We start from the raw sequence: 6,062 nt of genomic DNA, 5'->3' as shown, positions 1-6,062 counted from the left end.
CGCAAGGCCGAATATCTCCATTCGACGCAAACGAAAACGATCCGGATGGTCCGACGAATTCGCAAGAACTGTCATCGCTCAAATGCGATAGCCCTGGCCCCAGACGCCTTGGCGGTTGACCTGCGCTCTGGTACATCATCTTGCGAAGGGCGTTTGCAAGGGCCGCTCGGTTGTTGAACTGACGCGGTCCGCGATCTCGCGGACGTTCATATCCATTGATGACCGCATCAAGGACTTCCCGGTCGCCATGGGCCTTCAGGAGCTTGTTCCAGGTCCCATCCTTTTTCATTTCCCAGATCATCGCTTTGTACTGATCCGCGATGCCGTCGGGCCAATTGCGCGCCTATGTAGAGCCAGAGCTTGGCGGTACGAAGCTTGCCGAACTCACCACGCGCGCGGTCAACGAGCTTGTCGACAAGATGAAGGATGTCGAGGTAGGCATTCCAACGGTGCGTCGTGTCGTCGGCGCGCTCTCCCGGACCCTAGCCTATGCCATCGGAGAAGATTGGGTCGCCACTAATGCCGCAAAGGGTGTCCGCATTACAGCCAAGCGTGGGCAGGGCAGCGAGAAGGTGGTACCGCCGCCGCATCGACCGGATTGCGAGCAAGTGAGCAGTGGGCGCTGAGGTGGCGCCACCTAGATCTCAAGAAGCGCACTGTTACCGTTGAAACGCGCGTCGACGCCTTCGGCGATTTCGACACCACGAAGTCGGAAGCGGGGAAGCGCACTGTGCCATTGAGCAAGGCGGATGAACTAGCCGCTCGTCGCAAAAAGATGAAGGCTAGTGACGACGACTTCGTTTTTCAGGACTCCGCGGGCGGATTCACACGACATACGCTGTTCACTAAGCGCCGTTGGAAGCCGCTCGTCGCGAAGGCAGAAGTCAAGGACTTCGGCTGGCACTCACTGAGACACTTCGCGGTGTCGATGTGGATCGAAGCCGGACTGCAGCCCAAGGCGGTGCAGACGCTTGCCGGCCATTCGACATACGCAATCACCATGAACCGGTACGGCCACATGTTCCCCAGCGAGGCCCATGCCGAGGCTATGGACAAGATTGCTGACCAACTTTACGCGGATAGACCGGCGTTGCCGCATGTTTCATGGCGCATAAATGGCGCATAAAATGATATAAGCCTTATTTTCTGCGGTGTTTTCACGGCCTTTTAATCAGTAGGTCATGGATTAGAATCCCATCGCTCTCACCAAAAAACTCGCGAAAATCAGCGACTTGCGATGGGCGCATCGCGGAATCAGCGATGTTTTGCCTCGCCACTACCCGGCAGACGCTCGTTCCACATAACGCATGAACCTGGTCACGGTCGATCGGCTGACGCCTGCCTCGCGGGCGATGCAATCCGTCGACTTTCCTTCCGCCTTTAGCCGCAACACATTCTCGGATTTGTGCCTCATCGCATCGGCCGACGAATCATGCGCGGGAATCATGCCAAGGGGGTTGCCATTTTCGACCCTCAAGGCTTCGAAATGCTCTGTATCGACAGGCGCCATAACACGCTCCTTGCAGTCATTGGACAATTGGAAACAATGCTGTCCATGTCGAAGCAGGTAAATTCGGATATTAGCGGTATGTGAAAAGGCCCCCAATTGGTGAACCGCTTCCGCCATCCGTATACGCCGCGACATGGCGTCATAGCCCAGAATATAGGCCAGAATGCAGGAGGCTGTCTGACTGGCAGTTCCAGGAGGCCCGATGTGGCTTGTCTATTTTAGATCGGCGATAAGCCGCTTCGTCCATCGGGATCTGTTTTTGGGAAATGTCGCTATTGAGCGTAAGGGGCGTGAGTTCTATTTCGGCTTCATTCGATGGCCAATGTCACGGCGTCGTCCGCGCCACCCGCGAAAAGGTGATTGGCCTTCCGGCTGTCGTGACGCTAGTAAGACGATGGAATGACATAGCCGGAGTCTATCGTGTCGCTTGCAGATATCTCGCTTCTGAGCGCTTTGTTCGCAGGAGCGCTGTCTTTTCTTTCGCCCTGCGTATTGCCGCTGGTGCCACCTTATCTCTGCTATATGGCCGGCATTTCCGTCGAGCAATTCCGTGGCGGTGGGGCGGCTGTGGCGGTGGGGCCAAGCGTTCGCGGCAATGTATTGTTTTCGGCGCTGTTCTTCACGCTCGGATTTGCGACGGTATTCATTGCGCTCGGTGCCGGCGCATCCTCGATCGGCATTCTGCTGCGTCAGCATCTCGATATTCTTTCGAAAATCGGCGGCCTGATCATCGTCATCATGGGCCTGAATTTCCTTGGCGTTTTCCGGCTCGGCATTCTTGCCCGCGAGGCTCGTTTTCAAGGCGGCGGCAAGCCGGCGACGCTGACGGGCGCCTATATCATGGGCCTCGCCTTCGCCTTCGGCTGGACGCCATGCATCGGCCCGGTACTCGGGGCGATCCTCGGCGTTGCGGCTTCGCGTGAGACGATCGGCGCCGGCGCAGGGCTGCTCGCCATTTATTCGCTCGGCCTTGCCATCCCCTTCTGGATTGCCGCGGGTTTTTCCGGCGCCTTCATGAGCTTCCTTGTCCGCTTTCGCCGCCATCTCGGCACTGTCGAAAAGGTCATGGGCGGGCTGCTCGTATTGACCGGCCTGGCATTCATATTCGGCTATGTCAGCGACATGGCGATCTGGTTTCAGCAGACCTTTCCCATCCTGATGCAAATCGGTTAAGCACACCCGCCTTTTATTTGTAATCGACGGCTTCGATCCGATCTGGATTGGTTCGGCGGTGGTTTTCGCAAGGCTTGCCGAGGGCGACGAATGTACTCGTCATCGGCCAACAATATGGCGTCTGGCAGGAGCGGGCTTCCGCCACGATCCTGATCACCTCCGCCCGTTCGGTGGCGACCGTCTTTGTGGTGCTTTACCTGATCAAAGCCGGTTCCGGTGCCCTACCGCCGCAGCTTTTCCGGTAATATCGAGGGAAAGCCGCGCAGGCTGCCGCAAGGCTCGATGCCCTCGCGCATAACGAGGTTGCGCAGCGGCGGAATGGCCGAAAGGACGTGCAGCCCGGCCGCCCGTAGCATCTGTACGGGCAGGAAATCCGTCAGCAGCGAGCGGTTCAGCAGATCGACGCTCGCCGTGCGGCTGACGATGTCGATCCGGCGGCGGCGGTCGAAGCTGTCACCGGCGGATGCTGAAATTGGCTGTCCGCTGGGGCTCGCCAGAATTTCGACAAGCGTCAATATATCGCGCAGGCTGAGGTTCAGCCCCTGAGCGCCGATCGGCGGAAAGACGTGGGCGGATTCGCCTATCAACGCGACCCGTCCCTTGCCGAAGCTGTAGGCCGTCATGCCGGACAGCGGCCAGACCTGTACGCTATCTTCGACCGTGACTTTGCCGAGCATTGACTGCATGCGGTCCTCGATCACGCGGCCGAGCTCTTCCAGCGATTTCTCGGCATTGACGGCGGCGTCCGCCGGCTTCTGCACCCAGACGAGGCTGGAGCGGTTGCCGGGCAGGGGAACTTGGGTGAACGGCCCGCTTTCGGTGTGGAATTCCGTCGACATGTTTTGATGTGGCAGGGAATGGGCAAAGTTCAGCACCATGGCCGATTGCGGATAGGACCAGCGCTTGACCTTGATCCCGACCGTCTCCCGCACCATCGAATTGCGCCCGTCCGCACCGACGGCAAAAGCCGCATCGACAGTCTCGCCATCCTCCAGCGTAACGGTGACGCCATCATCGCGAATGGCGATCCCTGCCGCGCTGGTCTCGATAATCCTGATATTGCCTTCCGCCTTCACGGCTTCACTGAGGGCGTTGAGCAGAAAGTCGTTCGGGATATTGTAGCCGAAGGCATCGAGGCCGATCTCCGAAGCACGAAAGGCGACGGTCGGCGCGCGCAACAGCCGTGTCGTACCGTCGATGATCTGCATCGTCGTCAAGGCGGCGGTGGAAGGCGCAATCCTCTCCCACAGCGCCAGCCGCTCGAGGAAGCGAATCGATTGATCCATCAGCGCCGTGGTCCGCCGGTCGGCCTTGTGATGCGCCGCCGCCACGAGCGCAACAGCTCGCCCGCTGCGCGCCAACGCGATCGCTGCGATCATCCCCGCCAGACCGCCGCCAATGACGGCTATTTCAACTTGCTTCATATCGATGCCTCATAGTCTTTACATCCGAAAATAGACGCTTAGCCTGTTGAAATCCATGGGATGAAACATCGCAACGGATGAAAATGACAGGAACTCGCGCTAGCCTGTGGCGCCATGAACGTTTTTGCGCTGGCAGTGCGGTGCAAAGGGTGCATATTAGCAAGAAAAAGTCGCCTGCCGGGGCAGGTAGATAAGCAGGCGAGTGACGGGGCGCATGAAAATCTTCAACTACAAGCGGGTGCCTTACGCGGAGATTCGTGCGTTCTCCGTGCATATATTGACGGCATCCGGTTCGTTTCTTGCCTTCCTCGGCGTCGTCGCGGCGGCGGAACATCGCTTTATCGATATGTTCTGGTGGCTCGGTCTGGCATTGCTTGTCGATGGCATCGATGGACCGATCGCCCGCAAGGTCAGCGTCAAGGAAGTGTTGCCGAATTGGTCGGGTGATACGCTGGATAACATTATCGATTATGTAACCTATGTGCTTCTACCAGCCTTCGCGCTTTATGAAAGCGGCATGATCGGTGAGCCCTGGTCCTTCGTCGCGGCGGGGATGATCGTCGTATCCAGCGCCATTTATTATGCTGACACCGGCATGAAGACGGATGAATATTTCTTCTCCGGCTTCCCGGTCGTCTGGAACATGGTGATCTTCACACTCTTCGTTATCGGCGCCAGTGCGACGACCGCCTTGGTCCTCGTCGGCGTTTCGGTGGTTTTGACATTCCTGCCGATCAATTTTCTGCATCCTGTTAGGGTCAAGCGGCTACGGCCGCTCAATCTCGGTATATTCCTGTTCTGGTCCGCGCTCGGCATGTATTCGTTGCTGATGCATTTCGTCATGCCGCAATGGGCCGTTGTCTTGTTTGTCGTCAGCGGCCTCTATCTCTATTGCATCGGCGCCGTGTTGCAGTTTTTCCCGTCCATTGGGCGTCATTAGGATTTGCAGGCAATGAGGAAGACAAAGGCCATTCGCATTCACCAAAACGGCGGTCCGGAGGTCATGAAGCTGGAGGAGGTCGATCTGCCTTCGCCAGGCGCCGGTGAGGTGCAGATCCGCCATGCCGCAATCGGACTTAATTTCGTCGATATCTACTTCCGCACGGGTCTCTACAAGGCGCCATATTTCCCGCTGCCACTCGGCAAGGAAGCGGCCGGCACGATATCAGCCGTGGGACCGGGCGTGAGCGATTTTTCCGTCGGCGATCGTGTTGCCTATGTTGGCGGCGATGGTGCCTATAGCGTCGAACGCAACATCGAAGCGCGCTATGTCGTCAAGGTGCCGGATGATATCGAGCTCGAGACCGCAGCATCAATGATGCTGAAGGGTATGACGGCTGAATATCTCCTCAACCGCACCTTCAAGGTAGGACCCGAAACGGTGCTTTTGTTTCATGCCGCGGCCGGCGGCGTCGGATTGATCGCCGGTCAATGGGCAAAGGCGCTTGGCGCCACGGTGATCGGAACGGCCGGTTCGCCGGACAAGGTCAAACTGGCGCTGGCTAATGGCTATGACCATGTCATCGATTACAGCAGCGAAAGTTTCGTCGACCGCGTTCGGGAGATCACAGGCGGCAAGGGTGTCGATGTTGTCTACGATTCGATCGGCCGTGACACCTTTCCGCATTCTCTCGATTGCCTGAAGCCGCGCGGCATGTGGGTGACGTTTGGTCAATCCTCTGGCCCGATTGTGAACTTTGACCTTGCGATCCTCAATCAGAAGGGCTCGCTTTTTGCCACGCGGCCGAGTATTTTCGCTTATATCGCAACCCCCGAGGAGCTGAGAGCCAGCGCAAGGGCATTATTTGCTGTTGTGCAAGGCAGCAAAGTGCGTATCAATATCAACCAGACTTATCCGTTGAGCGATGCGGGGCGCGCGCACACGGATCTGGAAACAAGAAAAACGAGTGGAACTACGCTGCTGATCCCATAGATCCAATGGGCAGGATGTGGGA

General features: G+C 57.8%; 7 protein-coding genes and 1 pseudogene. 6 read left to right on the top strand and 2 right to left on the bottom strand.

What is annotated here, in order from left to right; all coding sequences use genetic code 11:
- Positions 1-320 precede the first annotated feature (320 nt).
- Both PY650_RS28525 and PY650_RS28520 read left to right on the top strand, forming a co-directional pair.
- On the top strand, positions 321-626 hold the full coding sequence (locus PY650_RS28525) for a hypothetical protein (RefSeq protein WP_285883060.1): 306 nt from the start codon (positions 321-323) through the stop codon (positions 624-626).
- On the top strand, positions 599-1,126 hold the full coding sequence (locus tag PY650_RS28520) for a site-specific integrase (protein WP_285883058.1): 528 nt from the start codon (positions 599-601) through the stop codon (positions 1,124-1,126). Before PY650_RS28525 ends, PY650_RS28520 begins: the two co-directional genes overlap by 28 nt.
- A 150-nt stretch (positions 1,127-1,276) precedes the next feature.
- Here the strand turns inward: PY650_RS28520 and PY650_RS28515 are convergent, their stop codons facing one another.
- Positions 1,277-1,510, bottom strand: a complete 234-nt coding sequence (locus PY650_RS28515) for a helix-turn-helix domain-containing protein (RefSeq protein ID WP_285883056.1) — start codon at positions 1,508-1,510, stop codon at positions 1,277-1,279.
- A 420-nt stretch (positions 1,511-1,930) separates the two neighbouring features.
- Between PY650_RS28515 and PY650_RS28510 the strand changes: the two genes are divergently transcribed.
- Together PY650_RS28510 and PY650_RS28505 are read left to right on the top strand one after the other, a co-directional pair.
- Positions 1,931-2,683, top strand: a complete 753-nt coding sequence (locus PY650_RS28510) for a cytochrome c biogenesis CcdA family protein (protein ID WP_285883054.1) — start codon at positions 1,931-1,933, stop codon at positions 2,681-2,683.
- 13 nt (positions 2,684-2,696) lie between these two features.
- Positions 2,697-2,928, top strand: a pseudogene (locus PY650_RS28505) (AEC family transporter); the annotation flags it as partial.
- Here PY650_RS28505 and PY650_RS28500 read toward each other — a convergent pair.
- Positions 2,905-4,107, bottom strand: a complete 1,203-nt coding sequence (locus tag PY650_RS28500; protein ID WP_285883052.1) for a UbiH/UbiF family hydroxylase — start codon at positions 4,105-4,107, stop codon at positions 2,905-2,907. The pseudogene PY650_RS28505 and the gene PY650_RS28500 overlap by 24 nt on opposite strands.
- A gap of 214 nt (positions 4,108-4,321) precedes the next feature.
- Between PY650_RS28500 and pcsA the strand changes: the two genes are divergently transcribed.
- Both pcsA and PY650_RS28490 read left to right on the top strand, forming a co-directional pair.
- Positions 4,322-5,047 carry a phosphatidylcholine synthase gene (gene pcsA / locus PY650_RS28495; RefSeq protein ID WP_285883050.1) on the top strand — a complete coding sequence of 242 codons (726 nt, stop codon included), beginning with the start codon at positions 4,322-4,324 and terminating at the stop codon, positions 5,045-5,047.
- Between the two features lie 12 nt (positions 5,048-5,059).
- On the top strand, positions 5,060-6,040 hold the full coding sequence (locus PY650_RS28490; protein WP_285883048.1) for a quinone oxidoreductase family protein: 981 nt from the start codon (positions 5,060-5,062) through the stop codon (positions 6,038-6,040).
- Positions 6,041-6,062: the final 22 nt, after the last annotated feature.

The organism is Martinezella calliandrae (assembly GCF_030272695.1).
In the GTDB taxonomy this organism is placed as follows: domain Bacteria; phylum Pseudomonadota; class Alphaproteobacteria; order Rhizobiales; family Rhizobiaceae; genus Rhizobium; species Rhizobium calliandrae.
Note: the sequence above shows the minus strand (reverse complement) of the source record. Positions and strands in the feature narration are given on the sequence as shown.

Coding starts and splice junctions, on each gene's coding strand:
- PY650_RS28525 (WP_285883060.1), top strand. CDS start 321: ATGCCGTCGGGCCAATTGCGCGCCTATGTAGAGCCAGAGCTTGGCGGT.
- PY650_RS28515 (WP_285883056.1), bottom strand. CDS start 1,510: ATGGCGCCTGTCGATACAGAGCATTTCGAAGCCTTGAGGGTCGAAAAT.
- PY650_RS28500 (WP_285883052.1), bottom strand. CDS start 4,107: ATGAAGCAAGTTGAAATAGCCGTCATTGGCGGCGGTCTGGCGGGGATG.
- pcsA (WP_285883050.1), top strand. CDS start 4,322: ATGAAAATCTTCAACTACAAGCGGGTGCCTTACGCGGAGATTCGTGCG.
- PY650_RS28490 (WP_285883048.1), top strand. CDS start 5,060: ATGAGGAAGACAAAGGCCATTCGCATTCACCAAAACGGCGGTCCGGAG.